Raw genomic sequence first — 446 nt, 5'->3', positions numbered from 1 at the left:
AGAAAATTGAGCGGCGTGGCCACAAAGCGCACGCCCTCGCTGGTGTCAATGGTGGTCCGCGGGTCGCGGTCCTGCAGGATCAACACCTTGCGCGGCAACACCTCGATGCGCCCCACGCCAATGGTCGACAAGTCTGGATCGGTCACATACGGCACCACGCCCTGCGCCTTGATGCGCTTGGCCGTTTCCCGCGCGCAGGCACGGTCGGTCGGCGGGCAGTAGTCGATGGCGATAACCGGCAGGCGGTACTCGTCGCGAATCTTGCGTACATGGCCCATCAGCCATTCGCGGTCCGCATCGTTCACTTGCTTGTACTGCTTGCTGCCCTGGTCCCAGCCGCGATACAGCGATTCAAACGCCACCGCATAGGCGAGGTCGTGCACCTGCGGCAGGATTTCAAAGCCGCGATTGAAGATCAGCCTGGCCTCCGGATAGCGTGCCTTGAT

At 62.6% G+C, this 446-nt stretch carries 1 protein-coding gene; it reads right to left on the bottom strand.

Annotated features, from left to right (window positions below):
* A partial coding sequence (locus KDL01_RS47240) for an endo alpha-1,4 polygalactosaminidase (RefSeq protein WP_212534288.1) occupies nucleotides 1–446 on the bottom strand: 446 nt, incomplete at both ends.

The organism is Actinospica durhamensis (genome assembly GCF_018139695.1).
GTDB lineage: Bacteria > Actinomycetota > Actinomycetes > Streptomycetales > Catenulisporaceae > Actinospica > Actinospica durhamensis.
The sequence above is the reverse complement of the archived record's forward strand: the minus strand, read 5'-3'. Positions and strand labels throughout refer to the sequence as shown.